At 72.1% G+C, this 26,555-nt stretch carries 19 protein-coding genes; 5 read left to right on the forward strand and 14 right to left on the reverse strand.

From position 1 onward, the window contains the following. Positions 1 to 183 precede the first annotated feature (183 nt). From obgE to rplU, 3 genes are all read right to left on the reverse strand, one after another. The gene (gene obgE, locus AB0J57_RS20070) at positions 184 to 1,620 is read right to left on the reverse strand and encodes a GTPase ObgE (protein ID WP_366129555.1); all 1,437 of its coding nucleotides are present in this window, start codon (positions 1,618 to 1,620) and stop codon (positions 184 to 186) included. Positions 1,621 to 1,727: 107 nt separating this feature from the next. Next, a complete protein-coding gene (rpmA, locus tag AB0J57_RS20075) occupies positions 1,728 to 1,985 on the reverse strand; it encodes a 50S ribosomal protein L27 (protein ID WP_156694431.1) in 258 nt (85 codons plus the stop codon). 14 nt (positions 1,986 to 1,999) lie between these two features. Further along, positions 2,000 to 2,320: a 50S ribosomal protein L21 gene (rplU, locus tag AB0J57_RS20080; protein ID WP_017944922.1), complete on the reverse strand. Its 321-nt coding sequence runs from the start codon at positions 2,318 to 2,320 to the stop codon at positions 2,000 to 2,002. A 287-nt stretch (positions 2,321 to 2,607) separates the two neighbouring features. Here rplU and AB0J57_RS20085 point away from each other — a divergent pair, with 287 nt between their 5' ends. After that, on the forward strand, positions 2,608 to 3,210 hold the full coding sequence (locus tag AB0J57_RS20085) for an acyltransferase (protein ID WP_366129556.1): 603 nt from the start codon (positions 2,608 to 2,610) through the stop codon (positions 3,208 to 3,210). Between the two features lie 349 nt (positions 3,211 to 3,559). On the opposite strand, the gene AB0J57_RS20090 is transcribed toward AB0J57_RS20085, so the two are convergent. Beyond that, positions 3,560 to 4,702, reverse strand: coding sequence for a hypothetical protein (locus AB0J57_RS20090; protein WP_366129557.1), 1,143 nt, complete (start codon positions 4,700 to 4,702; stop codon positions 3,560 to 3,562). A 142-nt stretch (positions 4,703 to 4,844) separates the two neighbouring features. Between AB0J57_RS20090 and AB0J57_RS20095 the strand changes: the two genes are divergently transcribed. From AB0J57_RS20095 to AB0J57_RS20110, 4 genes are all read left to right on the forward strand, one after another. Then, entirely contained in the window at positions 4,845 to 5,219 is a 375-nt protein-coding gene (locus tag AB0J57_RS20095) for an NTP pyrophosphohydrolase (protein ID WP_366129558.1), read from the forward strand. A 288-nt stretch (positions 5,220 to 5,507) separates the two neighbouring features. Further along, positions 5,508 to 6,611, forward strand: a complete 1,104-nt coding sequence (wecB, locus tag AB0J57_RS20100; RefSeq protein WP_366129559.1) for a UDP-N-acetylglucosamine 2-epimerase (non-hydrolyzing) — start codon at positions 5,508 to 5,510, stop codon at positions 6,609 to 6,611. Between the two features lie 112 nt (positions 6,612 to 6,723). Continuing rightward, the gene (locus AB0J57_RS20105; protein ID WP_366129604.1) at positions 6,724 to 8,100 is read left to right on the forward strand and encodes a glycosyltransferase; all 1,377 of its coding nucleotides are present in this window, start codon (positions 6,724 to 6,726) and stop codon (positions 8,098 to 8,100) included. After that, entirely contained in the window at positions 8,097 to 10,229 is a 2,133-nt protein-coding gene (locus AB0J57_RS20110; RefSeq protein WP_366129560.1) for a glycosyltransferase family 1 protein, read from the forward strand. The genes AB0J57_RS20105 and AB0J57_RS20110 overlap by 4 nt, the downstream gene beginning before the upstream one ends. Before the next feature lie 54 nt (positions 10,230 to 10,283). Here the strand turns inward: AB0J57_RS20110 and galE are convergent, their stop codons facing one another. The 10 genes from galE to AB0J57_RS20160 form a co-directional block, all read right to left on the reverse strand. Continuing rightward, on the reverse strand, positions 10,284 to 11,252 hold the full coding sequence (gene galE / locus AB0J57_RS20115; RefSeq protein WP_366129561.1) for a UDP-glucose 4-epimerase GalE: 969 nt from the start codon (positions 11,250 to 11,252) through the stop codon (positions 10,284 to 10,286). An 84-nt stretch (positions 11,253 to 11,336) separates the two neighbouring features. Next, positions 11,337 to 12,620: a nucleotide sugar dehydrogenase gene (locus tag AB0J57_RS20120; protein WP_366129562.1), complete on the reverse strand. Its 1,284-nt coding sequence runs from the start codon at positions 12,618 to 12,620 to the stop codon at positions 11,337 to 11,339. Beyond that, positions 12,617 to 14,245, reverse strand: a complete 1,629-nt coding sequence (locus AB0J57_RS20125; protein ID WP_366129563.1) for a glycosyltransferase — start codon at positions 14,243 to 14,245, stop codon at positions 12,617 to 12,619. Before AB0J57_RS20125 ends, AB0J57_RS20120 begins: the two co-directional genes overlap by 4 nt. After that, on the reverse strand, positions 14,242 to 15,255 hold the full coding sequence (locus AB0J57_RS20130) for a Gfo/Idh/MocA family oxidoreductase (protein WP_366129564.1): 1,014 nt from the start codon (positions 15,253 to 15,255) through the stop codon (positions 14,242 to 14,244). The genes AB0J57_RS20125 and AB0J57_RS20130 overlap by 4 nt, the downstream gene beginning before the upstream one ends. Next, positions 15,252 to 16,379 carry a DegT/DnrJ/EryC1/StrS family aminotransferase gene (locus tag AB0J57_RS20135; protein WP_366129565.1) on the reverse strand — a complete coding sequence of 376 codons (1,128 nt, stop codon included), beginning with the start codon at positions 16,377 to 16,379 and terminating at the stop codon, positions 15,252 to 15,254. The genes AB0J57_RS20130 and AB0J57_RS20135 overlap by 4 nt, the downstream gene beginning before the upstream one ends. A gap of 392 nt (positions 16,380 to 16,771) precedes the next feature. After that, a complete protein-coding gene (locus AB0J57_RS20140; RefSeq protein WP_366129566.1) occupies positions 16,772 to 20,806 on the reverse strand; it encodes an Rne/Rng family ribonuclease in 4,035 nt (1,344 codons plus the stop codon). 183 nt (positions 20,807 to 20,989) lie between these two features. Further along, entirely contained in the window at positions 20,990 to 21,772 is a 783-nt protein-coding gene (locus AB0J57_RS20145; protein WP_366129567.1) for a TIGR03936 family radical SAM-associated protein, read from the reverse strand. 124 nt (positions 21,773 to 21,896) lie between these two features. Continuing rightward, a complete protein-coding gene (locus tag AB0J57_RS20150; protein WP_366129568.1) occupies positions 21,897 to 22,955 on the reverse strand; it encodes a hypothetical protein in 1,059 nt (352 codons plus the stop codon). Between the two features lie 81 nt (positions 22,956 to 23,036). Next, positions 23,037 to 24,962, reverse strand: a complete 1,926-nt coding sequence (locus AB0J57_RS20155; RefSeq protein WP_366129569.1) for a TIGR03960 family B12-binding radical SAM protein — start codon at positions 24,960 to 24,962, stop codon at positions 23,037 to 23,039. Positions 24,963 to 25,021: 59 nt separating this feature from the next. Beyond that, positions 25,022 to 26,527 (reverse strand): CYTH and CHAD domain-containing protein, encoded by a 1,506-nt coding sequence (locus AB0J57_RS20160; protein ID WP_366129570.1) that lies wholly within the window; start codon positions 26,525 to 26,527, stop codon positions 25,022 to 25,024. Positions 26,528 to 26,555 lie beyond the last annotated feature (28 nt).

Below are 26,555 nucleotides of genomic sequence, written 5' to 3' on the forward strand. Positions count from 1 at the left end.
GCCCCGCCCCCACGGACAAGACGGTGATCCTTGGCCACAGGTTGTCCGCCTGGAGCGACGTAAACGGGATTTCATGCGCTTTTTTCGGTGACCGGCGCGACACCGCACCACACACGACGACGCCCCCGCCCGGGCGCGCAGAACGCGGGGGCAGGGGCGCCGGCAGGCACCGGGGGCGGGGGATCAGAAGGGCTCGAAGCCCTCGAACTCGCGCTGCGCCTCGTCCCGCTCCGCCTGGCGGTCCTTGCGGCGCTGCGCGGCGGGGCGCGGGGCCTCCATGCGGTGGTCCTCGCCACGGCGGCCGAGCATCTCGGCGCCCGCCATCATCGTGGGCTCCCAGTCGAAGACGACCGCGTCCTCCTCGGGGCCGATGGCCACGCCGTCGCCCGCGCGGGCTCCGGCCTTCATCAGCTCCTCCTCGACGCCGAGGCGGTTGAGGCGGTCCGCCAGGTAGCCGACGGCCTCGTCGTTGTTGAAGTCCGTCTGGCGCACCCAGCGCTCCGGCTTCTCGCCGCGCACGCGGAAGAGGCCGTCCTCCTCCTGCGTGACCGTGAAGCCCGCGTCGTCGACCGCCTTCGGGCGGATGACGATCCGGGTCGCCTCCTCCTTGGGCTTGGCCGCGCGCGCCTTGGCGACGATCTCGGCCAGCGCGAAGGACAGCTCCTTCAGGCCCAGGTGGGCGACGGCCGAGACCTCGAAGACGCGGTAGCCGCGCGCCTCCAGGTCGGGGCGGATCATGTCCGCGAGGTCCTTGCCGTCCGGGATGTCGATCTTGTTGAGGACGACGATACGGGGGCGGTCGTCGAGGCCGCCGTACTGCTTCAGCTCCTCCTCGATGACGTCCAGGTCGGTCACCGGGTCACGGTCGGCCTCCAGCGTGGCCGTGTCCAGGACGTGGACGAGCACCGAGCAGCGCTCCACGTGCCGCAGGAATTCGAGCCCCAGTCCGCGCCCCTGGCTCGCACCCGGAATCAGGCCGGGCACGTCCGCGATGGTGTAGACGGTCGAGCCGGCGGTGACGACCCCGAGGTTCGGCACGAGGGTGGTGAACGGGTAGTCCGCGATCTTCGGCTTGGCGGCGGACAGCACGGAGATCAGCGAGGACTTGCCCGCGCTGGGGTAGCCCACCAGGGCCACATCCGCGACCGTCTTGAGCTCCAGGACGATGTCGCCGGACCGGCCCGGCTCGCCCAGCAGCGCGAAGCCGGGCGCCTTGCGGCGGGCCGAGGCCAGCGCCGCGTTGCCGAGCCCGCCCCGGCCGCCCTCGGCGGCGACGTACGACGTGCCGTGCCCGACCAGGTCGGCCAGCACGTTGCCCTTCTTGTCGAGCACGACCGTGCCGTCCGGCACCGGCAGGATCAGGTCCTGGCCGTCCTTGCCGGACCGGTTGCCGCCCTCGCCGGGCTTGCCGTTGGTGGCCTTGCGGTGCGGAGAGTGGTGGTAGTCCAGCAGCGTGGTGATCGACTGGTCGACGACCAGGATCACATCGCCGCCCCGGCCGCCGTTGCCCCCGTCGGGGCCGCCGAGCGGCTTGAACTTCTCACGGTGAACGGAGGCACAGCCGTGGCCTCCGTTACCCGCGGCGACATGCAGCTCGACGCGGTCCACGAAGGTGGTCATGTTCTGTGCCTCCAGTTACGTACGGAAATGTCTACGTGGTAACACGCGAAAGGCGGACCCGCTTCCCGATACGTACGGGAAGTGAGGTCCGCCTCCGCGAAAGTGGATCAGGCAGCGGTCGGAACGATGTTCACGACCTTGCGGCCACGGAACGTGCCGAACTGCACCGCACCGGCCTGAAGCGCGAACAGCGTGTCGTCGCCGCCACGGCCGACGCCGGAGCCGGGGTGGAAGTGCGTGCCACGCTGGCGGACCAGGATCTCACCGGCGTTGACGACCTGACCGCCGAAGCGCTTCACGCCGAGCCGCTGAGCGTTGGAGTCGCGACCGTTCCGGGTGGACGATGCGCCCTTCTTGTGTGCCATGTCTCCTCAGTCCCTTACTTCGCAGCCGTGGGGATCGCAGTGACCTTGATCGCCGTGTACTGCTGGCGGTGGCCCTGACGACGGCGGTAGCCGGTCTTGTTCTTGTAGCGCAGGATGTCGATCTTGGCGCCCTTGTGGTGGTCCACGACCTCGGCCTGGACCTTGATGCCGGCCAGCACCCACGGGTCGCTGGTCACAGCGTCGCCGTCGACAACGAGCAGGGTCGAGAGCTCGACCGTGTCGCCAACCTTGGCAGTGGAAATCTTGTCAACCTCAACGATGTCGCCGACAGCAACCTTGTGCTGGCGACCACCGCTGCGCACGATGGCGTACACGCGGATCTCTCTCTCGCTCGGAACGGAAACCCCTGATGCCAGCCGCTCGCACGGACCGGCGAGGTCCGTGACTGTCCGAGTGGGACGAGCGGCCTCTTCCAACCACGGACCGAGTCCGGCCGGAAGGGAGGTGCTCAGGAGTTGGCGCGCATGGAAACACGCCGACGGTCAAGGTTACGGTCCGCGCTCCCACGGGTCAAACCGGCCCGTCCGGACTCCGCCGGGGCCGCCGCCCGTATGCTCACCGGGCAAGCCGCGGGAAGCCGCACACCGGAAGGCAGAGCACAGTGAACTACAGGGTCCAGCCCACCGCCCAGGTCGCCGACAGCGCCGAGATCGGCGCGGGCAGCAGTGTCTGGGAGCTCGCGCAGATCCGCGAGGACGCGAAGCTCGGCGAGGGCTGCGTGATCGGCCGCGGTGCGTACGTCGGCACGGGCGTGCGCATGGGCGACAACTGCAAGCTCCAGAACTACGCCCTGGTCTACGAGCCGGCCGAGCTCGGCGACGGCGTGTTCATCGGCCCCGCCGTCGTCCTCACCAACGACCACAACCCGCGCTCCGTCGACCCGGACTTCAAGCAGAAGCGCGGCGGCGACTGGGAGGCCGTGGGCGTGAAGATCGCCGACGGTGCCTCGATCGGCGCGCGCTCGGTGTGCGTGGCCCCGCTGGAGATCGGCCGCTGGGCGATGGTGGCCGCCGGCGCGGTCGTCACCAAGGACGTCCCGGACTTCGCGCTGGTCGTGGGCGTCCCGGCACGGCAGATCGGCTGGGTCGGCCGGGCCGGCGTCAAGCTGGTCGAGCGGGACGGCGAGCCGGGCGTGTGGGAGTGCCCGAAGAGTGGCGCGCTGTACGACGAGAAGGACGGCGTGCTGACCGAGCGCGCCGCCTGACGAAGGGCCCCTGGGGCCCTTTCCACGGCCCGCACCCGGCGGACGGCCGGGGCGGGGCCGTGCAGGGTCGCCCCCGCTGGGGATCGGCGGCGACGGGGGGTGCCGTCTCGCGAGTGGGCACCCCGCCGACCGCGAGGAGGCGAGCCCGGAGGGGCCGCGCCCCCCACGCACGCACCGCCCCCGTGGGCACCGGGACAAGGGCACCGCCCCAGGGCGAACCGGGCCACGGGCACCGCCCCAGTCCCGTTGTGCCCACCCTCCCCCAAGCTCTCGACTTCGCTCGAGCAGGGGCCCCCATCGCCCTGCGGAACGAATGCCCACAACGGTGTGGAACGGCCGACCCGGACCCCTACACCCGCGCCCAAGCCCCCAGCGCCAGGCCCGGTTCCGGCTTCTGGCGGGCCACTCGCAGGATGCCGTCAGTACCGAAGGCGGCCATGACGACGCGGCCGCGGCCGTCGACGCCCAGGGCGGGGGCGCCCAGGCAGGGTTCGCCGGTGAGCGTCCAGGTGGCGCCGAGGGCCTCGTCCTCGGTGGGGTAGGCGGCGAGGGCCGGGCGGCCGGTGGCGGCGTCCCGGCGGGCCATGATCGTGCAGTCGTGGCCGTCCACGGCGGTACGCAGCAGGGCGACCGGGCCGGTGCCCGCGCCGGTGCCGAGGGCGGACGGGGCCTTGTCGGAGGGGCGCCAGGCCCGGACCGTACCGTCGTCGGCGTCGTGCCAGAAGTGGGTGAGGCGGCCGGGGCCGGTGCGCTCCGTGGACAGGGAGCCCGCCTGGGCCCTGGCCGGGATGTCCTCCGCCCGCTGGAACTTCACGCCCTTGGTCTCCTGCGTCCAGCGCAGAATGTGGTCCTCCGTCGGCGCGACCAGCTCCATCAGCCCGTCGGAGGTGATCGACGCCGAGATCGCGCCGGTGATCCCGCTGCCCTTCAGGTCGGCCCACTTGTTCCACTTGCCCGACGGCACCGAGGCGCGCCCGCAGATCCCGCCGCCCACGTTGCGCACGAAGACGTGCAGCGAGCCCTCGGAGTCGATGACGGCCGCGGGCAGGCCGATCTGCCCGGCGAGCGCCGGGTCGTTCGGGTACGGGTTGCCGACCACGGCCCAGTCGCGAACGGCCAGGCCGGACTGGTACTGGAGCGCGAAGACCACGTCGGTGGCGGGCGTGCCGTCGGCCAGGCGGGTGCGGCGCAGCGACACGAGGTGGACGTAGCCGTCGGAGCCCTGGGCTATGGAGAGGTACGGCACGATGCCGGGCGCCGGGATCGTCTCGGGGCCGGTCCACTCGGGGCCGCCCGGGTGCTTCTCGGTCCAGCGCAGTACGGCGCCCTCGACCGGGGCGTACGCCGTGAGACGGCCGTCCTTGCCGCGCACCAGCCAGTCGGTGGTCGCCGGGAGGGAGGCGTCGGGGAGCGGGGTGCCCGAGGGGGCGCCGCTACGCCGCGAGGGGGCGTCGACCGGACGCCTGGACTTCCGCGCGGACCACACCGCCATGGCTCACCGCCGACCTTCCCCTGAACAGTTCAAACAGTTCACGCACAGTTCCCCCAAGCTTGCGCGACCATAGCATTTTGGCGCGTGTTCCCCAGTCCCCCGGAAGGCCCACCCGGGCGCGTCCGCGTGGGACCCTCGTAGCGTGCTGACTCTCCTCGTCGTCGACGCCGCGAACGTCGTCGGATCGGTGCCCGACGGCTGGTGGCGGGACCGCCGCGGAGCCGCCGAGCGGCTGCGTGACCGGCTCGTCCCCTACGCCTCCGACGGGGTCGCCGGGCATCCGGGCCCGCTGGACGTGGTGCTCGTCGTCGAGGGGCGGGCACGGGGCGTGGAGCCGGTGCCGGGCGTGCGGGTCGACGAGGCGCCCGGCAGCGGCGACGACCGGATCGTGGAGCTGGCGGGCGAGGCGGCCGGGGCGGGGCGCGGGTGCGTGGTGGTGACGGCCGACCGGGAGCTGCGGCGGCGCGTGGCGGCGCACGGCGCGGAATGCCTGGGCCCCAGCTCGGTACGGCCCTGACCGCGCCAGACCTCGACCGCACCCGACCGGCCCGGTCCGCCGCCGGCTGGGCGGCGCCCCTGACCGCACCGGAAAAGCGTCGCGAAACCTCGTCGTCAACTGTTCATGGAATCGTTATCCCCGCCGTTCACCGGTGCGCACGCGGCTTCTGACCATGTCTGACCACCACCGTCGGACCCGGGCGTTCCGGCCAGTGCTCCGGCCGCGGGCCTGGTCATCCCGGCCATTGCCTACGATGGCACGGCACGCCTCCCTCATTGACCTGTCCCAGTAGAAGAAGAGTGCTCAGTGAAAGTCATCAGCATCGTCGGCGCACGTCCCCAATTGGTGAAGCTCGCTCCCATCGCGGCGGCGTTCGCCGAGACGGAGCACGAGCACTTCATCGTGCACACCGGGCAGCACTACGACGCCGACCTCTCCGACGTCTTCTTCGACGGCCTCGGCATCCCTGACCCGGACGTCCACCTGGGCGTCGGCTCCGGCAGCCACGGCGTCCAGACCGGTGCGGTGCTCTCCGCGCTCGACCCGGTCCTGGCGCGCGAGAAGCCGGACTGGGTCCTGGTCTACGGCGACACCAACTCCACCATCGCCGGTGCCCTTTCGGCCGTGAAGATGCACCTGCCGGTCGCCCACCTGGAGGCGGGTCTGCGCTCCTTCAACCGGCGCATGCCGGAGGAGCACAACCGCGTCCTGACCGACCACTGCGCCGACGTCCTGCTCGCCCCGACCGAGGAGGCCATGCGCCACCTCGCCGACGAGGGCCTGAAGGACCGTGCCGTGCTGGCCGGTGACGTGATGGTCGACATCTGCCTGAAGATCCGGGACGACGTGCTGGCCGGGAAGCACCCCGCGCCCACGCTGCCCGAGGGCATCGACCCGTCGGAGCCGTTCCTGCTGGCCACGCTGCACCGGCCGGACAACACCGACGACCCGGAGCGGCTGCGCGCCATCATCGACTCGCTGGCCGGCCTGCCGGTCCCCGTCGCGCTGCTCGCCCACCCGCGCCTGGTGGCGCGTGCCGAGGAGCACGGCATCGAGCTGAACACCGGTTCCGTGCACGTCGGCCGTCCGCTGCCGTACGCCGGTCTGGTCGCCGCCGTGCTCGCCTCCGCCGGTGTCGTCACCGACTCGGGCGGCCTGCAGAAGGAAGCGTTCCTGCTGGAGCGCATCACCACCACCATCCGTCCCGAGACGGAGTGGGTGGAAACCGTGGAGACGGGCTGGAACGTCCTTGTTCCCGACCCGCACACGCTGCCCGCCGACGAGTGGGCCGCGACCGTGACCCGCGCGGTGCCCACGGCCGACCCGGGCACCCCGTACGGCGACGGGCGGGCCGCCCAGAACGTTGTCCGGATCATGGAAGAGTGGAAGGGAGGCAGCCGGCACGCGTGACCGGACAGGTCCTCCCAAGAGGCACTTTTCCGTACATGTCACCGTGCTAGCGTCACCGGTTATGTCAGCGTCTCCCAGGTCCGGGCTGCCCGCGGCAGGCAAGCGGCCCCATGTGATCTACCTCGCCATCGGCTTCCCGCCCGCAGCCAAGAGCTGCGCGTACCGCATGCGCGAAACCGCGAACCAGTTCATCAACCAGGGCTGGGACGTCACCGTCGTCACCATCGCGCAGGAGTCGTGGGAAAGGGACTCCGGCGTCGACCTCACCCTCCTGGAGCAGGTCGATCCGAAGATCAAGATCGTCGAACTCCCGCTGGTGCGTGAGGACCTGGAGACGGACATCCGTCTGTACAGCGAGGAGCGCGCACTCAACCCGAACGGGTGGGTGACGCGGCTGCGCCGTCGCCAGATGGAGCCGTTCCCGGAGCCCAACTTCGGTGAATGGCGCGAGGATCTGGAGCAGGCCGTGCTCCGCATCCACGGCGAGCACCCGGCCGACCTGCTGCTCGCGAGCTGCGTCCCCTACGTCAACCTCGCCGCGGCGTGGAAGCTGTGGGAGGAGGCGAAGGTCCCGTACGCGGTGGACTTCCGCGACGGCTGGTCCATCGACGTCATCGACGGCGTCGAGGCGTTCTCCCGCGACTCCGCCGAGGGGCGCTGGGAGCAGAAGATCCTCGACAACGCGCTGTCCCTGTGGGTCGTCAACGACCCCATCGCGGAGCACTACCGCACCCGCTACCCCGACTTCGCCGACCGCGTCCACGTCGTGCGCAACGGCTACGACGCCGACAGCTCGCCGGGCAAGGCGCACCGCGCCAACCCCGAGGCGGGCCTGGCGTTCGGCTACCTCGGCACCGTCAACTTCACGGTCCCGCACCTGGAGACCGTGCTCAACGCCTGGCGCGCGGCCCGCGAGAAGGAGCCGCTGCTGGCCAACGCCACCTTCGAGGTGCGCGGCCACATCGGCAACGGCTCCGGCCGCGAGGCCAACCGGCACGCCGAGGTCCTCAAGCAGGCCGAGGTCGACGGCGTACGCTTCGGCGGCCCCGCCGCCAAGGCCGAGGTGGCGTCCATCTACGCCCGCTGGGACGCGATGGTCCTCATCCTCATCGGCGGCCGTTACGTCACCTCCGGCAAGGTGTACGAGTACATGGCGACCGGTCTGCCGATCGTCTCGGCGCACGTCGTCGAGCACGACGCCTCCAACGTGCTGCGCGGCCACCCGCTGTGGACGGGCGCCGTCGGCATCGACGAGGAGGGGCTGACCGAATCGTTCATCAAGGCCGCGCACATGGCGGTCGAGACGAGCGACGAGGTCCACGCCGAAGCCATGGCGCACGCCGACCAGTTCACCCGCGAGGCGCTGATGACCGCCGCCGTGAAGCAACTGATCGACGACTACACCACCCTCACGGCGGAGCGGGCGGACACCGCGGACGCGGCCTCCCCCGCCGAGAACCAGATCGTCGCCGGAGGACCGTCCCTGTGACCAACGTCCTGTTCATCGCCAGCGTCCGCCCCCAGGTGGGCGTGTTCGCCGACTCGGTGCGCAAGTTCCGCGCAGCGGGCGCGAAGACGTACCTCGCCGGTACCTTCCCCCTGGAGCCGGTCGCCGAGGAACTCGCCGCCATGGAGCTGGACGGCACCCACCAGCTCCCGCGCAACCTCAACTTCCGCAGCACCGCGCTGCGCCGCAAGGCCCGTACGGCGCCCGGCGGCATGAAGGTGTGGATGCAGTGCCAGCGCGACAACAAGCTGCGCCAGCTCGCGCGCAAGGCCGACGTCCTCGTGGCGCTCGACGCGGGCGCCGTGTACACCGTGTGGCGCCTGGCGCAGTACTACCGCGTCGAGGAGGCCCACTTCGGTCTGGCGCCGGCCCTGAAGGCCGTCGAGCGCGTCAAGGAGAAGGGCTCCGCCGCCGGCCGTGGCGTGCTGCCGCCGCTGGACGTCGTCAAGCAGAACGTGCGCCGCTCCATGGACGGGCTGCCCGCCACCGTCATGCGGCACGCCACCGCCCGTCCGGTGATGCGCTCCACCGTCGGCGCCCGGATGTGGCGTACCGCCGTCACCGCGCCCGGCGTGCCGACGAAGGTGCGCATCGCGACCTCCCGCTACGTGGCCGAGGGCATGCAGTGGGCGGGCCGCACCAGCGGCGCCGCCCTGGCACTCGCCGCCGCCGCGTCGAAGATCCCCGACCTGGGGCTCAAGGCGCAGTTGCTGGACGAGGCCGTGATGAAGGAGCTGGGCAAGGGGCTCAACCCGCGTGACCTGGGCAAGGCGGTCGCGGCGCAACTCGCGCACGCCGACGCCCAGTTCGCCCAGGGCGACTACGAGAAGGCGTCCTTCGCGCTGGACCGGGCGCTGTTCCTGGCCTTCCACCGGGTGCTGCACATCGACCAGCTCTCCTCCCCGCTGGCCAAGGACGCGCAGGGCTTCGTCGCCCCGCTGTACCGCTCCAAGGCCATGCAGACCCTCGCCCGCCCGCAGGGCAGGCGGACGCCCGCCGCGCCGGCCCCCAAGGACCGCCCGCTGCGGCTGCTGGTCACCACCAGCGCCAACGACAACTTCCTGCACCACATCCTGGACCGGTACGGCAACCACCAGGGCGTGGAGCTGCGGTACCTGGACCTGGCGGCGCAGAAGGCGCTCAAGCGGATCGCGTGGGCGGGCCGCCGGGTGCTGGAGGACCGCATGGCCGGCGGCACCAGCACCTACCAGGAGGAAGTCGAGCGGCTGATGCGGCCGTACCTGGACTGGGCGGACACCGTCTTCCTGGACTGGTCGGTCGGCCCCGCGGCGATGCTGACGACGATCGACCCGGGCGACACCCGGATCGTCGTCCGGCTGCACAGCTACGAGGCGTTCACCCGCTGGCCGCACATGACGGACTTCTCGCGGATCGACGACCTGGTCTACGTCGCCCCGCACGTGAAGGACCTCGTCGAGTCGCTGGTACCGATGCTGCGCGGCGACGACGCGCCCCGGGCGCACCTCATCGACAACGCCATGGACCTGTCGGGCTTCGCCCGCCCCAAGTCCGCCGACGCCCGCTTCAACCTGGGCCTGGTGGGCATCAGCCAGGTCGCCAAGGACCCGATGTGGGCCGTGGACGTGCTGCGGCGGGTGCGGGAGCACGACGAGCGGTACCGGCTGCTGCTGGTGGGCGGCGACATGAACCCGAAGACCAGCCGGGCCACCCGCGACTACCGGCGCCAGTTCGACAAGGAGATCGCCCCGCTCATCGAGGAAGGCGTCGTGCTCAAGCTCGGCCCGACCGACGACGTGCCCTCGGCGCTCACCGACATCGGCGTGATCCTGTCCTCGTCGGTACGTGAGGGCTGCCACGTGGGCCTGATGGAGGGCGCGGCGAGCGCCGCCGTCCCCGTCTCCCGCGACTGGCCGTTCTACGCGGGCAAGCCCAACAGCGCGCGCACGCTGTACCCGGAGGGCTGGGTCGTCGGCTCCACGGAGGAGGCCGCCCAGCGGATCCTGGAGACGACGGCGTCCGAGGAGGCGTGGCAGAACGCCGGGAAGCTGGCGTCGGAGTACGCGCTGTCGACGTGGGACTGGCCCGTCGTGAGCAAGGTCTTCGACAAGCTCTTCCTCGGCGAGGGCTAGACCGTACGGAAAAGGGCCCCGGGAGCGATCCCGGGGCCCTTTCTCGTACGGGGGTCAGGGGTGGCGGAGCTGCCAGCCCGCCCACGCGGACTCGACCATCTCGCGCACCCCGTACCGCGCGCTCCAGCCCAGCTCCTCGCGGATGCGGCCGGCGGAGGCCACCACGCGGGCCGGATCGCCGGGGCGGCGCTCGGTGACGAGCGGCTTGATGTCGGTGCGGCCGGTGACGTCCTGGATGATCCCGACCATCTCCGTGACGGAGACGCCCTCGCCGCGCCCGATGTTCATGATCAGCGAGGCCTCCGGGTCGGCCGCCAGCCGGCGGGCGGCGGCGACGTGCGCGGAGGCGATGTCCTCGACGTGGATGTAGTCGCGGATGCAGGTGCCGTCGGGCGTCGGGTAGTCGTCGCCGAAGACCCGGGGCTGCTCGCCGGCGGTGAGCCGTTCGAAGACCATCGGTACGAGGTTGAAGACGCCGTCGTCACCCAGCTCGGGCGTGGCGGCGCCCGCCACGTTGAAGTACCGCAGCGACGCGGTCGCCATCCCGTACGTCCGCCCCGCGGCCGTGACCAGCCACTCGCCGGCCAGCTTGGTCTCGCCGTACGGGTTGATGGGCGCGCACGGCGTGTCCTCGGTGACCAGGTCCACGTCGGGCATGCCGTACACGGCGGCCGAGGACGAGAACAGGAACCGGGTCACACCGGCCTCGACGGCGCCCTCCAGGAGCGTACGGAGGCCCTCGACGTTCTCGTGGTAGTAGTACAGCGGCTTGGCGACCGACTCGGCGACCTGCTTCTTGCCCGCGATGTGCACGATGCCGGTGACGGCGTGCTCGCGCAGTACGCGGTCGACGACGGCACGGTCCAGGACGGTGCCGACCTCCAGGGGGACGCCCTCGGGGAGCCGCTCGGCGCGGCCCGTGCTCAGATCGTCCAGGACGACGATCCGCTCGCCGCCCTCGGCCATCGCCTTCACCACGTGGGAGCCGATGAATCCGGCGCCGCCAGTAATCAACCAGGTCATGGGGAAACCCTCTGCAAGGCGGCCCCGCCCCGCAAGAGCGCGGGGCAGGGCCATGGTTCGTTGCGTACGGAATGAGCCGTCCGGCTAGCCGCCGATGACGACGCGGCGGACGCCCTCCCAGCGGGCCGGGTCCGTGGTGCGGCGGCCGTCGACCAGGACGGTGACGTCCGGCAGGTCGGAGGCGGCCAGCTCCTTGTACTCGGCGTGGTCGGCCTGGAGGATCGCGGCGGTGACCTTCTCGCCCTGGTGGGGGGTGAGGCCGTGCGCGGCGAGCTCCTCCGCCGTGTACATCGGGTCGGAGACGTACGGGACGGCGCCACGGGCCTTGAGGGCCTCGACGGTGCCGAAGACGCCGGAGAACGCGGTCTCCTTGACGCCACCGCGGTAGGCGGCGCCCAGCACGAGCACGTTGACGTCCTTCAGGTCGCCGTAGGCGGCGGCCAGCAGGTCGACGGCGTACTCGGGCATCGCGGCGTTGGCCTCGCGGGCCGAGCGCACGACGGTCGCCTCCGGGTCGTTCCACAGGTACATCCGCGGGTAGATCGGGATGCAGTGGCCGCCGACGGCGATGCCCGGCTGGTGGATGTGGCTGTAGGGCTGGCTGTTGCAGGCCTCGATGACCTTCAGGACGTCGATGCCCTGCTTGTCGGCGAACCGGGCGAACTGGTTGGCCAGGCCGATGTTGACGTCGCGGTACGTGGTCTCGGCGAGCTTGGCCAGCTCGGAGGCCTCCGCGCTGCCCAGGTCCCACACGCCGTTGGCGCGCGGCAGGTCGTCGCGCTCGTCGAAGTCGAGGACCTGCTCGTAGAACTCGACGCCATGCTTGGCCGACGCCTCGTCGATGCCGCCGACGAGCTTGGGGTAGCGGCGCAGGTCGGCGAAGACGCGGCCGGTGAGGACGCGCTCCGGGGAGAAGACCAGGTGGAAGTCCTCGCCCGCCTTCAGGCCGGAGCCCTCCTCCAGCATCGGCGCCCAGCGGGTGCGGGTGGTGCCGACCGGCAGGGTCGTCTCGTAGGAGACCAGGGTGCCCGGCTTGAGGCCCTTGGCGATGGCCTTGGTGGCGGAGTCCATCCAGCCGAAGTCGGGGGTGCCCTCGGCGTCCACGAACAGCGGGACGACGACCACGACGGCCTCGGACTGGGCGACGGCGGCCGCCGTGTCGGTGGTCGCGGACAGCAGACCGGCGTCGACGGTCTGCTTCAGCAGCCGGTCGAGGTCGTGCTCGCCGGGGAAGGGCTCGGTGCCGGCGTTGACCAGCTCGACGACCTTCTCGTTGACGTCGGCGCCGATGACCTTGTGGCCCTTGGCGGCGAACTGCACGGCGAGCGGCAGGCCGATCTTGCCGAGCGCGACTACACAGATATTCATCGGGTCAGTTTCCTCTTCACACGGGACATCAGTTGACGCAGTCGCTTGCCCACGCCGAGCGAGGGCTCCCAGAGCGGGGCCGTGGTGATCACCAGCCGCCCCTTGGCGTTGGCGTTGGCGGAGATCCGGTAAGGGATCCGCTCCCGCCAGCGCCGGGCCAGGGGCAGTGGCCGGCCACGGACCGGCACGGGAATCTCGTACGTCGAGCCTGCCACGTCGGCGTACACGCGCACACCGAGCTTGGCGCTCTTGGCTTTGACCGGGATACGGGCGGACAGCAGGGTGCCCTCGCCGTCCTCGGTCGGCTTTCGGGTGAACTCCCCCACCGGCGCGGGCAGTTCGTGCCCCACGGGGAGCCTGCGGGCGCCGGGCTTGTCGGCGCTCTTGGGCATGGCCTTGGTGGCGAGCCTCACGACGGCCGAGCCGGTCTCGCCGGTCAGCCCGAGCCGTACCGTCAGGTCGACGGCCATGTCGTCGCCCCGCTGGTCCCACTCGGCCGCGACCAGCGACGTGACCTCGGCCAGCCGGCCGGGCACGGACTCGCCGATCACCTCGTACGCCCGGTCGGGCAGCCCGACGGCGGGGTCGCGGAAGCCGGGGTACCGGACGAAGGCCCGCCCGTCCTCCAGCAGCAGCGGCGGCGAGCCGTGCTCGGCCTCGTCCTCGATGGCCCGTACGAGCTCGTCGACGGCGCCCCGCCGGGCCAGGCAGATCCGCACCCGCCGCTTGACGTCCATCGAGTCGCGCAGCGCCTCGGTGAAGTACTCGTCCGCCAGTCGCGCGATGCCCGCGCAGACCTCGGTCCGCGTCACCGCGTCCAGCGCCGGGAAGTCGTCCTGGACGAGCTTGGCGAGCTCCCAGGTGAAGTGGCGCTTGAGGACCGCGTCGCGCTGCGGGCCCGCCTCGATCAGCGAGGCCGCGAAGTGCATGATCCGCTCGGTGCAGCGCAGCCGGGACAGGTGGTTCGCCCGGTAGGTGATGTTGCTGGCGTCGCCGCGCTTGACCGCGTAGTAGTACGTGTAGTCCGCCAGGACCGAGATCTTCGCGGCCCGTACGCACGCCTCCAGGGTGAACGGCTGGTCGGAGCCGACCGGCAGGTCCTCGGGGAAGCGCAGCTCGTACTTCTCCACCAGCTCGCGGCGGAAGAGCTTGGTGTTGGCCAGCGTGAACGGCAGGGCCGAGTCGTACAGCGAGACGTCCGGGTCGCTCTTCTTGAACAGCGCCTGATGGACGTAACGGCCGTTGGTGCCCACCATCTTGCCGACGACGACGTCGGAGCCGTACTTGTCGGCACAGGCCACCATGCGCTCCAGGGCTTGGCTGCCCAGGTAGTCGTCGGAGCCGATGAAGTAGACGTAACGACCGGTGGCCAGCTCCAGGGCCCGGTTGCTGGGAGCAGCCGGGCCACCGGAGTTGGCCTGATGGATCACCTTGACAGTGTTCGGGTACTTCTCCGCGAAGCGGTCCAGTTCCCGGCCACTGTCGTCGGTCGAGCCGTCGTCGACGGCCACGACCTCGAGCCGGTCCAGCCCGATGCTCTGCCCCACCAGCGAGTTCAGGCACTCGGTGAGGTACGGCATCGTGTTGTACACGGCTACCACGACGGTGACATCGGGTGTGGTCAACTGGCCACGTCCTCCGGGGTGAGCCGCACGGTGACGCCGCGGTCGGCGGAGTCGATGACGGCCGCGGCCACCTCCACCGTACGCAGACCCTGGCGCAGCGTGCAGATGTCGTCGGACTTGCCGAGGACCGCGTCGCGGAACAGCTCGTGCTCGACGAGGAGCGGCTCGCGCTTCGGGATGGCGTAGCGGATCATGTCGCCCTCGGAGACACCGCGGAACGCGCGCAGCGCCTCCCACTCGGTGGCGACGGCGGCGTTGGAGTAGAACGTGAGGTCGGCGGTGAGGGTGTCGGCGATGAAGCAGCCCTTCTCACCGGTGACCGACGTGAAGCGTTCCTTCAGCGGGCTCAGCCAGTTGACCAGGTGGTTGACCATCGTGCCGTCGGAGAGCTGGCCGACGGCGGAGACCATGTCCTCGTGCGGGCGGCCCGACTTGGACACCGTGTGCGCGGCGATCGACGTGTAGTGCCGGCCGGTGACCCAGCCCGTCAGGTCGATGTCGTGGGTGGCGAGGTCCTTGACCACGCCGACGTCCGCGATGCGGTGCGGGAAGGGGCCCTGGCGGCGGGTGACGACCTGGTACACGTCGCCCAGCTCGCCGGCCTCCAGGCGGGCGCGCAGCGAGCGCAGCGCCGGGTTGCAGCGCTCGATGTGGCCGACGCCGGCCACCAGGCTCCGCGACTCGAACGCCTCGACGAGGCGGCGGGCGCCCTCGACGGTGTCGGCGACCGGCTTCTCGATCAGCGCGTGCACACCGGCGTCGGCCAGCTTCAGGCCGACCTCCTCGTGCAGCGCCGTCGGGCAGGCGACGACGGCGTAGTCGATGCCCAGCGAGATCAGTTCCTCGACGGTGGACAGGACGGGTGCGCCCTGGGCCCAGCCGTTCTTGTCGCCCATCGGGTCGACGACGCCGACGAGCGTGACGCCGTCCAGTCCGGCCAGTACGCGGGCGTGGTGGCGTCCCATGGAGCCGAGGCCGATCAGGCCGGCCCGCAGTCCAGCAGCAGTCACAGGTTCTCTCCCAGCGCGTTCACGGCGGTGACGATGCGCTCAAGGTCGTTCTGGGTCAGCGAGGGGTGGACGGGCAGCGAGACGACCTCGGCGGCGGCCTTCTCCGTCTCGGGCAGGTCCCAGTTCCGGCCGGCCTTCTGGTCCGGCTCCCAGTACGGCTTCAGCCGGTGGATCGGGGTCGGGTAGTACACGGCGTTGCCGACGCCCGCCTCGGTGAGCTTGGCCATCGCGGCGTCGCGGGCACCCTCGCCGCCCCGCACGCGGATCGTGTACTGGTGGTAGATGTGCCGCGCGCCCTCGGCGACCACGGGGGTCACGATGTTCGGCGCGGTGATGTTCTCGGAGAGGTACGCGGCGTTGGCGATGCGCGTCTCGGTCCAGCCGTGCAGCTTGGAGAGCTGGACGCGGCCGACGGCGGCGGCGACATCGGTCATGCGCATGTTGGCGCCGACGATCTCGTTGGCGTACCGCTGCTCCATGCCCTGGTTGCGCAGCAGGCGCAGGGTGCGGGCGATCCCGGCGTCGGCCGTGGAGATCATGCCGCCCTCGAGGCTGTGCATGTTCTTGGTCGGGTAGAAGCTGAACGTGCCGCCGGAGCCGAACGCGCCGACCGGGGTGCCGTTCAGGGCCGCGGCGTGGGCCTGGCAGGCGTCCTCGACGACCGCGAGCTTGTGCTTCTCGGCGATGGCCATGATCTTGTCCATGGCGGCCGGGTTGCCGTAGATGTGGACCGGCATGATCGCGGCGGTGCGCGGGGTGATGGCGGCCTCCACGGCGGCCGGGTCGATGTTGAAGCTGTCGGCTTCGATGTCGACGAAGACGACGTCGGCGCCGACGAGGCGGACCGCGTTGGCCGAGGCGGCGAACGAGAAGGAGGGGACGATCACCTCGTCACCCGGACCGATGTTCAGCGCCATCAGAAGGAGGTGCAGCGCCGACGTACCGGAGTTGACGGCGACGCAGTGGCGGCCGTCGACCAGCTCGGAGAATCCCTCCTCGAAGGCGGCCACTTCGGGGCCCTGTACGACGCGGCCCGTGCGCAGTACGCGTACGGCGGCCTCGATCTCTTCTTCACCGATGACCGGGCGGGCAGCGGGGATGGGCTGCTCGTTGATGCTCGGCATGGACGTCCTCCTTGAACACCGCAAGAGCTCTTTGTGGCAGAGGTCTGAAGGGTGTTGCGGAGGCTAACAAGGCCGCGCTACCCCTCCGGCGCGATGCCGACGCCCTACCGAGGAATGCTGGGACCGGTCTGTCCCGGAACCGGGTCGGTCACCGACCGTAGTCTTCGGGCGGGGCCCGCCGACGGCAGCGACCGGCGTCACATTATCAGGAATTTCCTAGTCAATTTCGGGGCCGTTAACCGTTGGAGGCATCGATTCCGAAACGAAATCGCGGTTCGGCCCCGGCTAATCCCGGGCAGAACGCGGAACGTTCAATCGACGCTCACCAACTGTTCGGTAGTCGGTTCCGTGACCACGGTCACGGAACCGACTACCGGACGAGCCCTACGAGCCTACTGCTCGGCCGCGACGGTCTTCTTGGCGGCCGACTTGGCCGTCTTCGCCGTCTTCGCGGTCTTTGCCGCCGACTTGGTGGCCGCCTTCTTGGCGGTCGTCTTCTTCGCCGCGGTCGTCTTCTTGGCAGCCGTCTTCTTGGTGGCCGCCTTCTTCGCCGTGGCCTTCTTGGCGGTCTTGCGAGCCGCTGCCTTCTTGGCCGGCGCCTCGGTCTCCACCGCCTCCTCGGCCTCTTCGGCCTTGGGCTCCGCCGTGGAACCGCTGCTCACGACGACGATCGCGGCCTCGGCGGCGCCCGCGGGGGAACCGGCCGGAGCGGTGACCTTGCGGACGACCCGGCGGCGCGGACGCGGCGGGGCGGCCGCGGGGGCCTCCTCGGCAACCGGCTGGACGGGCTCCGGCGTGGGCTCGGCCTGGACCGGCTCGGGCGCCGGCTCCTGGACGGGCTCGGGCTCTCGGACCTGCTCGGGCGCGGGCGCGGGCGCGGGCTCCTCCTCGGCCACCACCGGCTTCGGCGGGCCCGCCGGGGCGGTCGCCTTGCGGGTGGCCCGGCGCCGGGTGCGGCCCTGCGGGGCCTCGGCGACCACGGGAGCGGGTGCCTCCTCGGCGGCGCTGGCGAGAGCCGGTGCGGCCTCCACCTCGATGGCCTCGGGGGCCACCTCGGCGACCGCCGGCTGCGGCTCGGGCTCCACGGCCGGCTTCGGCGCGCCGGCCGGGGCCGTCGCCTTGCGGGTGACCCGGCGGCGCGAACGGCCACGGCCCGCGGCCGCCTCGGCCTCGGCGACGCTGGAGTACAGCTCCTCGTCCGGACGGAACGGCTCCTCCACCGCCACCGGGGCGGCGACCTCCGCCGCGACCTCGGCCTCGGCCTCGGTCTCGACCTCGACCTCGGGCTCCGCCTCGGCGCCGGCCGTCTCCAGCTCGGCCACCTCGGCCTCGGCCTCGGCGGCACGGGCGCGCTTCTTGGCACGCTTGCCGCCGTTGCCGCCGCCACCCACGGTGGCCGGCTGCTCCATGTGCACGATCACGCCACGGCCGTTGCAGTGGACGCAGGTCTCGGAGAAGGACTCCAGCAGGCCCTGGCCCACCCGCTTGCGGGTCATCTGGACCAGGCCCAGCGAGGTGACCTCGGCGACCTGGTGCTTCGTCCGGTCCCGGCCCAGGCACTCCAGCAGACGCCGCAGCACCAGGTCCCGGTTGGACTCCAGCACCATGTCGATGAAGTCGATGACGACGATGCCGCCCAGGTCGCGCAGCCGGAGCTGGCGCACGATCTCCTCGGCCGCCTCCAGGTTGTTCCTGGTGACGGTCTCCTCCAGGTTGCCGCCCTGGCCGGTGAACTTGCCGGTGTTGACGTCGACCACGACCATCGCCTCGGTCTTGTCGATCACCAGCGAACCGCCGGACGGCAGCCAGACCTTGCGGTCCAGCGCCTTCATGAGCTGCTCGTCGATCCGGTACGTCGCGAAGACGTCGGTCTCCGACGTCCAGCGCTGGAGCCGGTCCGCCAGGTCGGGCGCGACGTGCGACACGTACCCGTGGATGGTCTTCCACGCCTCGTCGCCGCTGACGATCACCTTCGAGAAGTCCTCGTTGAAGATGTCGCGGACGACCCGGACGGTCATGTCGGGCTCACCGTAGAGAAGGGTCGGGGCGTTGCCGTTCTTCGCCTTCTTCTGGATGTCCTCCCACTGCGCCTGGAGCCGCTCGACGTCACGGCGCAGCTCGTCCTCGCTCGCGCCCTCGGCGGCGGTGCGCACGATGACGCCCGCGTCCTCGGGGACGATCTTCTTGAGGATGGTCTTCAGCCGGGCGCGCTCGGTGTCGGGCAGCTTGCGGCTGATACCGGTCATCGAGCCCTCGGGCACGTACACCAGGTAGCGGCCGGGCAGCGAGACCTGGCTGGTGAGGCGGGCGCCCTTGTGGCCGATCGGGTCCTTCGTCACCTGGACGAGGACGGACTGGCCGGACTTGAGCGCGGTCTCGATGCGGCGCGGCCCGTTGGCCATGCCGAGCGCCTCGAAGTTGACCTCACCGGCGTACAGGACGGCGTTGCGGCCCTTGCCGATGTCGACGAAGGCGGCCTCCATGGACGGCAGCACGTTCTGGACCTTGCCCAGGTAGACGTTGCCGACGTAGCTGGTGGCCTGCTCCTTGTTGACGTAGTGCTCGACGAGCACGTTGTCTTCCAGGACGCCGATCTGGGTGCGCTCGCCGCTCTGGCGGACGACCATCACACGCTCGACGGCCTCGCGGCGGGCCAGGAACTCGGCCTCGGTGATGATCGGCACACGGCGGCGGCCCTGCTCGCGGCCCTCGCGGCGGCGCTGCTTCTTCGCCTCCAGACGGGTCGAGCCCTTGATGGACTGCACCTCGTCGGACGGCTCGGCCTTGGGGCGCGGCTCGCGGACCTTGACGACCGTACGGACGCCGTCCTCCTCGGCCGTCGCCTCGGCCTCGACGCCGGTGTCACCGCTGCGGCGACGGCGGCGACGGCGGCGGCGTGAGCTGCTGGTGCCGGCGGCGGACGGGGTGCCGGCCTCGTGCTCCTCGGCCTCTTCCTCTTCCTCGGCCTCTTCCTCGGCGGCCTCCTCCTCGGCGCGGGCGGCCTCCTCGGCCTCCTCCGCCTCGGTGGCCTCGCCGCGGCGGCGACGGCGGCCACCACGGCGGCGGCGGCGCGAGGGACGGTCCTCGAACTCGTCGGTCTCCTCGCCGGCGGCCTCCGCCTCGGCCTCGGGCTCCTCCTCGGCCTCCACGGCGGCCGGGGCCTCGGCCTCCGGCTCGGGCTGCTCGACGACCCGCTCGGCCGCCTCGCCACGGCGGCGACGGCGGCGGCGGCCACCGGTCTCGGGCTGCTCGGCCACCTCGGCGGCCGGCGCGACGGTCTCGGTGACCTCCGCGGTCTCCTCCTGCTCGGCGGCCTCGGCGGCGGCCGCGGCGGCGGCGGTCTCCGGGGTCTGGAACATCGGCTCGGTGAAGACCGGGGCCTGGAAGACCGGCACGGCGGGGCGCGCGGCACGGCGGCCACGGGACTGCTCGGGCTTCTTCACCGGCTCGGCGGTGAACTGCGGGGCGGTGGCGCGGCGGCGCGTACGGCCACGGGAGGCGGCCTCCTCGGCGGCGGCGACCTCGGCTCCGGCCTCGTCGGAGGAGATCTGCGCGACGGTGTCGGCCGGCAGGCTCTCGCCCGTCTCGGCGGCCTCCTCCTCAGCCGGGGCCTCGGCCTGCGGCTGCGGTGCACCGGCGGGCGCGGTCGCCTTGCGGGTGGCGCGGCGACGGGTACGGCGTGGGGCGGCCTCGGCCTCCTCGGCGGCCGGCGCCTCGGGCTCCTCGACCGCCGGGGCCTCGGCGCCCTGCGGCTCCTCGGTGACCGGGGCCTCGGCGACCTGCGGGGCACCCGCCGCGGCGGTGGCCTTACGGGTGGCACGGCGGCGCGCGGGGGCCGGGGCGGCCTCGGGCTGCGCCTCGGGCTCCTCGGCGGCGGCCTCCGCCACCTGCGGGGCACCCGCCGGGGCCGTGGCCTTACGGGTGGCACGGCGACGCGGACGCGCCGGGGCGGCCTCGGGCTCCTCGGCGGCCGGCGCCTCGACGGCCTGCGGCTCCTCGGTGACCGGGGCCTCCGCGGCCTGCGGGGCACCCGCCGGAGCAGTCGCCTTACGGGTGGCACGGCGGCGCGCGGGGGCCGGGGCGGCCTCGGGCTGCGCCTCGGGCTCCTCGGCGGCGGCCTCGGCGACCTGCGGGGCACCCGCCGGGGCCGTGGCCTTGCGGGTGGCACGGCGACGCGTACGGGCCGGAGCGGGCTCGGGGGCCTCGTTGGGCGCCTCGGCGAGGGAGGCCACATCGGCCGGCTCTGCGGCGGGCGTCTCGACGACGACCTCGCCGACCGGTGCGTCAGCGGCGCTCGCCGTGACCGGCGGGCCGGCGGGGCGCGACGCGGCGCGGCGACGGCGGCGCGGCGGCAGCGTGTCGCTGGGTGAGTTGTTCTCTTCGTTGTGGTTACCGGCGGTGGTGCCGGTGTCGTTCGGCTCGAGCATGCGGGCGGTTCTCCCGTCACGCTCCCGGGCGCCGCGTCTGGCGCGGCGCCGCACGGGAGCTGTTATGTCTGGCTCGCCGGTTCCGTACGCCTTGTGCGTACGGCCTGGCGAAAGTCTCCTGTGGGTGTACGCGGCCCGACCCAGGTGGCTCCCGAGTACCAGGGCCGCGCTACAACGACCGCCCTACGCGGAACCCGCACCTGTCGGCTCCGGGGCGGCGGCGAGTCCGGCGGCCTTGGGTGGGGCGGCCGTGACTGCCTCGCGGTCGGGCGCGAGCGGGTCGGTCACCGTGCCGGACTCCTCGTCGAAGAGCCCCTGCGCCAGCCTGGTCACCGCTGCGGGGACCGGCGGCGCCAGGTCGGCCACAGCTCGGAGACCGGACAGGACGTCGTCGGGTCGTACGGCAGGTGTCACGTGCCGAACAACCAGCCGCAGTATCGCACAGGGCCCCTGTCCGGGCCTATCGCCCGCGGCCGGAGCGGCCTCCAGGCCCGCCACGGCGGCCCGGGCGTCGAAGGTGCGCATGCCGTTCTTCGTCTTGCGCTGCACCTCGACGGCGTCGGCGGCGAGGAAGGCGGCGGCGGCGCGCTCGGTGTCCTCGACCGTCACCCCGTCGAGCCGCAGCTCCCAGACGGAGGCGGTCAGCCGGTCGGCGAGACCCGGCGTCCGGGCCTCGACGGCGTCGGTGATGTCGAGCCCGTCCGGCAGCGACTCGTCGAGCAGCTCGCGCAGTTGCTGCGGGTCGCGGGGCTCGGTGAGCGCGATCTCCAGGTACTCGGCCTCGGAGCCCGTACCGGTGGGGGCGGCGTTGGCGTACGAGACCTTGGGGTGCGGGGTGAAGCCCGCCGAGTACGCCATGGGCACCTCGGCGCGCCGCAGCGCACGCTCGAACGCGCGCTGGAAGTCGCGGTGGCTGGTGAACCGGAGGCGGCCGCGCTTGGTGTAGCGCAGGCGGATGCGCTGCACTGCCGGTGCGGGCGGCGGGCCTTCGGGCTGTCGCTTGCCCAGTGGTTCTTCTCCTCGGTGCGGGGCGGGCGCGGTGGCGCTCCGCCCACGAAAATTCGGGCGGCTCCCGGGGGTCCCGCCCGGCTCACCCCCGCTTTCGCAGGGAGATCTCGGGTGCGGGCGCCACGCCGGGCGCGGTCGTTGTACTACCCAGACTACGCGCCGGAGCTCCGGCGGGTTCCCCAGGCCGTCCGTCCCGGGCTCCCCCGGCCAGCGCCCGCCACGCGTCCCGGCGCGCCCGGCGCACCGTTTCCGCGGCGGAGGCGAGCGCGGCCCTGGCTGCGCGGCCCGCCTCGACGGCGGCGTTCCGTACCGGCCGCCACAGGTGGTCGCGCAGGGCGTGGCCGACCGGTGTGCACACGCTGCGGTAGAACCAGGTCATGGGGCGGCCGGCCAGGTGCCAGGCCAGCCACTTCAGCGCGCGCCCCACCGCCCGGGAGACGTACCCGGCAACGCGCCACGCCACCACGACCGCGTCGCGTATCTCCCGCCCGACGACGACGAGCAGCCGCCCGACCGGCGTGAGCACCCAGCGGTACACGAACACGGCGGGCACGACGATCAGCACGTTCCCGAGCCATCGTGCGGCCGCCCGCAGCCCGCGCCCGAGCGGAACCAGAGCGTGCGCGTACAGCCACACCAGGCCGTGCCCGACCGGGGTCATCACCCACCGGTACAGCGCGGTCCAGGGCCACACCAGCACGGCCCACAGGACCAGGCCCACGCCCCGCCCGAGCGGCCGCAGGACCGTGCGGAACAGCCAGAGCAGCGGCGTGACCAACAGGGTGGTGACCACCCATGCCACCCCGGCGGCGAGCATCCCGGCGAGCCAGGCGGTGCCGCGCCCGGCCGGCGCGAGCACCCAGCGGTACAGCCACGCGCAGGGGACGACCAGGCCGTACCTGACCAGGCCCGCCACGAGCCACGCCACGGCGCGGCCGACGGGGACGGCCAGGGTGTCCCACAGCCACCCCAGCGCCCGGCCGAGCGGCCGCAGCAGCACCCGGTCGAGTGCCCGGCAGCAGACGGTGAGGGCGTCCCAGACCATGCGTACGGGCACGACGACGAGCAGCACCGCGATCCGCACCGGAATCCGGATCGCCGCCGTGAGGCACCCCTCGGGCTCACGCCTCTCCACATTCATGCCCGTGATGACGCGAACGGCCCGGCCTGGGGTTTCTCCCCGGGCCGGGCCGTTGCGCGGACGTTACGCGGCTGCGTGCGGCTACTTGACGACGGTCAGCGGCAGCAGCTTCTTGCCGGTCGGGCCGATCTGGATGTGGGTGTCCATCTGCGGGCAGACACCGCAGTCGAAGCACGGCGTCCAGCGGCAGTCCTCGACCTCGGTCTCGTCGAGCGCGTCCTGCCAGTCCTCCCAGAGCCAGTCCTTGTCCAGACCGGAGTCCAGGTGGTCCCAGGGCAGGACCTCCTCGTACGTACGCTCACGGGTGGTGTACCAGTCGACGTCCACGCCGTACTTGGGCAGCGTCTTCTCCGCACACGCCATCCAGCGGTCGTACGAGAAGTGCTCACGCCAGCCGTCGAAGCGGCCGCCGTCCTCGTAGACGGCGCGGATGACGTCGCCCACGCGGCGGTCGCCGCGCGAGAGCAGGCCCTCGACGATGCCGGGCTTGCCGTCGTGGTAGCGGAAGCCGATGGAGCGGCCGTACTTCTTGTCGCCGCGGATCTTGTCGCGGAGCTTCTCCAGCCGGGCGTCGGTCTCCTCGGCGGAGAGCTGCGGGGCCCACTGGAACGGCGTGTGCGGCTTGGGCACGAAGCCGCCGATGGAGACCGTGCAGCGGATGTCGTTGGCCTTCGACACCTCGCGGCCCTTGGCGATGACGCTGGCCGCCATGTCGGCGATCTGGAGCACGTCGTCGTCGGTCTCGGTCGGCAGGCCGCACATGAAGTACAGCTTCACCTGGCGCCAGCCGTTGCCGTACGCGGTGGCGACGGTGCGGATCAGGTCCTCCTCCGAGACCATCTTGTTGATGACCTTGCGCATGCGCTCGGAGCCGCCCTCGGGGGCGAAGGTCAGGCCGGAGCGGCGGCCGTTCCTGGTCAGCTCGTTGGCGAGGTCGACGTTGAACGCGTCGACGCGGGTGGAGGGGAGCGACAGGCCGATCTTGTCGTCCTCGTACCGGTCGGCGAGGCCCTTGGCGATGTCACCGATCTCGGAGTGGTCGGCGGAGGAGAGGGAGAGGAGGCCGACCTCCTCAAAGCCGGTGGCCTTCAGGCCCTTGTCCACCATCTCGCCGATGCCGGTGATGCTTCGCTCCCGCACGGGGCGCGTGATCATGCCGGCCTGGCAGAAGCGGCAGCCGCGGGTGCAGCCGCGGAAGATCTCGACGGACATCCGCTCGTGGACGGTCTCGGCGAGCGGGACGAGCGGCTGCTTGGGGTAGGGCCACTCGTCGAGGTCCATGACGGTGTGCTTGGACACACGCCACGGGACGCCCGACTTGTTGGGCACGACACGGCCGATGCGGCCGTCGGGGAGGTACTCGACGTCGTAGAACGCCGGGATGTAGACCGAGCCGGTCTTCGCGAGGCGGAAGAGGACCTCCTCGCGGCCGCCGGGGCGGCCCTCCGCCTTCCAGGCGCGGATGATCTCGGTCATGTCGAGCACGGCCTGCTCGCCGTCGCCGATGATCGCCGCGTCGATGAAGTCGGCGATCGGCTCGGGGTTGAACGCGGCGTGGCCGCCCGCGAGCACGATCGGGTCGTCGAGCGTGCGGTCCTTGGACTCCAGCGGGATGCCCGCAAGGTCGAGAGCCGTGAGCATGTTGGTGTAGCCCAGCTCGGTGGAGAAGCTCAGCCCGAAGACGTCGAACGCCTTCACGGGCCGGTGGCTGTCCACGGTGAACTGCGGCACATGGTGCTCGCGCATCAGCGCTTCGAGGTCGGGCCAGACGCTGTACGTACGCTCCGCGAGGACGCCCTCGCGCTCGTTCAGTACCTCGTACAGGATCATGACGCCCTGGTTGGGCAGGCCCACTTCGTACGCGTCCGGGTACATGAGCGCCCAACGGACGTCGCACTCGTCCCACGGCTTGACCGTGGAGTTGAGCTCACCGCCGACGTACTGGATCGGCTTCTGCACATGCGGAAGCAGAGCTTCGAGCTGAGGGAAGACGGACTCGGCAGGCATCTCGCGAACCTTCGTGAGCTGGCAGGGCGACTCTCAAGCGTACCCCGGTGCCCGGACGGTCAGAGCCGCCGCAGTTTCCCGGGCACCGCCCGCGCCCACACCTCCGGCAGCTCCCGCTCGCGCCGGGCCGCCCGGGCCTCCTCCTGGCCGTACAGCAGGCCCCAGGTGAACGCCGTCTCACCGGCCGCGTGCGCCTGGATGGCCAGGTTCCGGAGGGTGTCGCGGGCGACGACGCTGTCCTGGTGGTCGCCGAGCACCTTCTGGACGGCCTTCACCCGCTTGGCGAGCCGTTTCGCGGGCTTACCGAGCGCGGGCGCGGCGGCCTCGGCGGCGTACCGGACGCGCTTGGCCGCCTTGCGGGCCTCGTGCATGGCGACGTCCCGGTCGTGGCCGGCGGGAAGGGCGAGGGCGCGCTCCATACGGGCGGCGAGCCGCTCGTAGTCCTTGAGGACCGCGCGGGGCAGCACCGCGCGGGCGGGCTTCCCGGCGGCCGGGCGCAGCGGCGGGTCGGCGAGCAGGGCGTCGAGGGCGTCCAGCAGGGCGGTGTACCGCTCGCTGTCGAGGACGGCGAGGGTGCGGCCGCGCGATCCGGCGCGCCCGGCGCCGGCCCAGGCGCGGAGGCGTCCCCGGACCGGGCCCAGGAGCAGCGTGACGGGCAGGGCGTCGATGCGGGAGGTGAGCCGCTCGGTGAGCACCTCCTGGTCGCGGTCGACGCCCAGCTCCCCGGCGAGCCACTTCAGCTCGCTCGCGACGGGGTCGGTGGCGCGGCGGTCGAGGATCTTGCGGTACGTGCGGAAGGCGCTGCGCAGCTTGCGGGTGGCGACGCGCATCCGGTGGACGGAGTCCGGCAGGTCGCGGCGTACGGCGGCGTCGTAGGTGACCAGTTGGCCGGCCTGCTCGCGCAGGTGGGCGAGGACGCGCCCGCCGGCGGTGGAGTCCTCCTCGGGGGGCGCCGGGGGCCGCCATCCGGTGTGGTCGAGCGCCTTGGCGAGCTTGGACGCCGAACCGGCGGGCCTCAGGCCCTTCTTGCGGAGCCGTTTGTGCACGGCGTCGAGGAGCGCGGGGTCGCCGCCGTCGGCGAGCTCGACCTCGATCTCGGTCCACTCGACGGTGCCGCCGTCCCCGCCCGCGATCCGTTCGGCTCGGACCGTGTCGGTGGCCGCTTCGGCGAGCAGGGCGCCCTCGGCGTCGACGAGGTGGCGCACCTGCCGGTGGGAGCGGAGCCGTACCAGCGGGACGAGCGCGGCGCCCCGGGTGCGGGCGTGGACCAGCCCGGCCAGGGAGCGCGGCACGTCGTCCTCCAGCGGGGCGCGCAGCTCGTCCCGTACCCCGGGGGCGACCGGCAGTTTCAGGTGCCAGCCGGCGTCGTCGCCACCGGTGCGGCGGCGCAGGGTGATGGAGGCGGCGGCGAGGCGGAGGTCCTCGGTGTCGTAGTAGACGGCGTCCAGCTCGACGGCGCCCTTGTCGACGACGGCCGCGACGTTCCGTACCCCGGTGAGGTCCGGCAGCCGGGTGTCGGGGGCCGCTTCGTACTTCCGCTCGATCTCGCGCTTCACATCCGCCATCACTCGACAGCGGATACCCGCGCACGCG

This window comes from Streptomyces sp. NPDC049837 (assembly GCF_040674455.1).
Taxonomy (GTDB): Bacteria; Actinomycetota; Actinomycetes; order Streptomycetales; family Streptomycetaceae; genus Streptomyces.